Source organism: Streptomyces botrytidirepellens, from assembly GCF_003721215.1.
Taxonomy (GTDB): domain Bacteria; phylum Actinomycetota; class Actinomycetes; order Streptomycetales; family Streptomycetaceae; genus Streptomyces; species Streptomyces himastatinicus.
On sequence record NZ_RIBZ01000546.1, the window covers coordinates 1 to 2786 of the forward strand.

3 protein-coding genes are annotated in these 2786 nt (G+C 73.2%); 2 read left to right on the forward strand and 1 reads right to left on the reverse strand.

All coding sequences use genetic code 11. The features are described 5' to 3' along the window. Window positions 1–182: 182 nt before the first annotated feature. Window positions 183–671 carry an NUDIX hydrolase gene (locus EEJ42_RS32610; protein ID WP_123105545.1) on the forward strand — a complete coding sequence of 163 codons (489 nt, stop codon included), beginning with the start codon at window positions 183–185 and terminating at the stop codon, window positions 669–671. Window positions 672–675: 4 nt separating this feature from the next. Here EEJ42_RS32610 and EEJ42_RS32615 read toward each other — a convergent pair whose 3' ends face one another. Further along, window positions 676–1704, reverse strand: coding sequence for an aldo/keto reductase (locus EEJ42_RS32615; RefSeq protein WP_123105547.1), 1029 nt, complete (start codon window positions 1702–1704; stop codon window positions 676–678). A 139-nt stretch (window positions 1705–1843) separates the two neighbouring features. On the opposite strand from EEJ42_RS32615, the gene EEJ42_RS32620 reads away from it, so the two are divergent. Continuing rightward, window positions 1844–2716 (forward strand): helix-turn-helix transcriptional regulator, encoded by an 873-nt coding sequence (locus EEJ42_RS32620; protein WP_123105549.1) that lies wholly within the window; start codon window positions 1844–1846, stop codon window positions 2714–2716. Window positions 2717–2786 lie beyond the last annotated feature (70 nt).

The following is a 2786-nucleotide window of genomic DNA, read 5'->3' on the forward strand; positions in this document are numbered from 1 at the left end:
GCCGCGGCGGCCGCGGCCCGTACGCCGCGGATCGCCCCGGCGACGGCGTACGCGCTCGGCGTGCTGCACGCGGACCAGCGGCACGAGGTGGAGGCGGCCCGGTTCGCGTTCGGCCGGATGTGGCGGCGGGTCGTGGGCCAGGCTTCCTGACGACAGAACGCCAGGGGAGGCGGGACGGCAGGATGAGCGGTCAGGGTGATTCCCGGGATCGGGACGACGGGACGACCGTGCTGGCGGCGGGCTGTGTGCTGTGGCGGCACACCCCGCGGCACACGCGCCGGACCCCGCGGGGCACGCGGCACACCGCGCGGGGCGGCGGGCTGGAGATCGCGCTCGTCCACCGGCCGCGGTACGACGACTGGTCGCACCCCAAGGGAAAGTTGAAGCGCGGCGAGGACGCGCTGCACTGCGCGGTGCGCGAGGTGGTGGAGGAGACCGGGATCGGCTGCACGCCCGGCGTGGAGCTGCCCACGCTGCACTACGCCGCCAGGGGCCGCCCGAAGGAGGTCCGCTACTGGGCCGCCGAGGCGGTCCCCGACGAGGCGTTCGTACCGAACCGGGAGGTCGACCGGCTGCTCTGGCTGCCCCCGGACGCGGCCCGCAGCCGCCTCACGTACGACCACGACCGCACCCTCGTGGACGCGCTGCTCACCGCGCTGGACGCGTCCTGAGCGGTCAGCGCCGCCGCAGGGCCTTGTCGGCGAGGGCCGGGGGCACGTAGTAGCTGTCCGCCCGGTTGAGGTCGGTGCCCGGCGGCACGATCTCGTCGATCCGGTCCAGGACGTCCGCGCTCAGCTCCACCTCGGACCCGGCGAGCAGGTCCTCCAGCTGCTCCATCGTCCGCGGCCCGATGATCACCGAGGTGATGGCGGGGTGGGCGCGTACGAACGCGATGGCCAGGTGCGGCAGCGACAGCCCGGCGTCGGAGGCCAGCTTGCTCAGCTCACCGACGGCCTCGAGCTTACGGGCGTTCTCCGGCAGCGACGGGTCGAACTTGAACTGCTCCAGCGCCGCCCGGCCGCCGCCCGCCAGGTCGATGTCGGACGCCTTCGTGTAGCGGCCCGAGAGCCAGCCCGCCGAGAGCGGGCCCCAGCTCAGCACGCCCATCCCGTACTTCTGCGCGGTCGGCAGCACGGCCGCCTCCACGCTCCGCGCCAGGATCGAGTACGGCGGCTGCTCGGTGCGGAAGCGGACGTGGCCGCGCCGCTCCGACACCCACTGGGCCTCCACGATCTGCTCCGCCGGGAAGGTGGACGACCCGACGGCCAGCACCTTGCCCGCCCGGACCAGGTCGGACAGGACGGACAGCGTCTCGTCGACGTCGGTCGTCGGGTCGGGGCGGTGGATCTGGTAGAGGTCGATGTAGTCCGTGCCGAGGCGGCGCAGGCTGTTCTCGATCTCGCGGGTGATCCAGCGGCGTGAGTTGCCGCTGTGGTTGTCGTCGTCGCCCATGGAGCCATGGGCCTTGGTCGCCAGGACGACGTCCTCACGGCGGCCCTTGAGGGCCTTGCCGACGATCTCCTCCGACTCGCCCGCCGAATAGATGTCGGCCGTGTCGACGAAGTTGATGCCCGCGTCGAGGGCGCGGTGGATGATCCGTACCGAGTCGTCGTGGTCCCGGTTGGCCATGGCGCCGAACATCATCGCGCCCAGGGCGTATTCGCTGACCGAGATGCCGGTGCCGCCGAGAATCCTGCGCTTCATGGGTATGCCTCCCGCTGGGTGCTCCGGTGGATTCGGGATTCGGGGTTCGGAGCAACTGGACACAGCCTCCGCATCCGACGAGTACCGAACCAGGCCCGACCCAACCTGGGTCTGCCGGAACCACCCGGATAATGGACCGATGGGCCATTCCGAACCGGAGATCAAGGCGTTCCTCAAGGCGCGCCGCGCCGCGCTCGACCCCGCCGAGGTGGGGCTGCCGGAGGGCGTCGTCCGGCGCCGGGTGCGGGGCCTGCGCCGCGAGGAGGTCGCGCAGCGCGCCGGGATCAGCGTCGACTACTACACCCGCATCGAACAGGGCCGCGCCCCCGCCGTCTCGGACTCCGTCGTGGACGGCCTGGCGCGGGCGCTGCGGCTGACCCCGTCCGAGCACACGTATCTGCGCAACATCACCCTGCCGCGGCGGCACGGCCATGCGAGCGCGGACCCGCGCCCGCGCGTGCGACCGGAGGTCCTCCGGCTGCTGGAGGCGATGGACGGCAGGATCCCGGCCTTCGTCTTCGGCCCGGGCATGGACGTCCTGGCCTGGAACCGGCTCGGCGGCCGCATCGGTGTCGACTTCGCCGCGCTTCCGGAGGACGAGCGCAACGGCGCCCTGCTGATCTTTCTCGACCCCCGGACGCGGGAGCTGCACCCGAACTGGTCCGAGGTTGCCGACGACACGGTGGCCGGCCTGCGCGCCGAGATCGGGCGCACCCCGGCCAACGCGCGGCTGTGCCAGATCATCCATGAGCTGCGGGAGCGGAGCGATGAGTTCCGCCGGCGCTGGGAGGCGCAGGCGGTGCAGGAGCGGATGCGCGGTACGAAGCGCTACCGGCACCCGGAGGTGGGGGACCTGGTGGTGACGTACGAGGCGCTGGTGCTGCCCGCGGATCCGGGGCAGGTGCTGTGCACGTACACGGCGGAGAAGGGGTCCGCGTCGGAGAAGGCGCTGCGGGCCCTGGCGGCGGGGCTGGACGCGGAGGCGGGTCTGGAGGCGGGGGCGCGCGTCTGAGCTCCGCGCTCCCGGGCCTCCGCGCCCCCGGCCGTCGACCCGCCGTCACACCGCGGCCGCGCCGCCCCGC

Excerpts from the sequence above, each read along its gene's own strand:
- EEJ42_RS32620 (WP_123105549.1), top strand. The coding sequence starts at position 1,844 with ATGGGCCATTCCGAACCGGAGATCAAGGCGTTCCTCAAGGCGCGCCGC.
- EEJ42_RS32615 (WP_123105547.1), bottom strand. The coding sequence starts at position 1,704 with ATGAAGCGCAGGATTCTCGGCGGCACCGGCATCTCGGTCAGCGAATAC.
- EEJ42_RS32610 (WP_123105545.1), top strand. The coding sequence starts at position 183 with ATGAGCGGTCAGGGTGATTCCCGGGATCGGGACGACGGGACGACCGTG.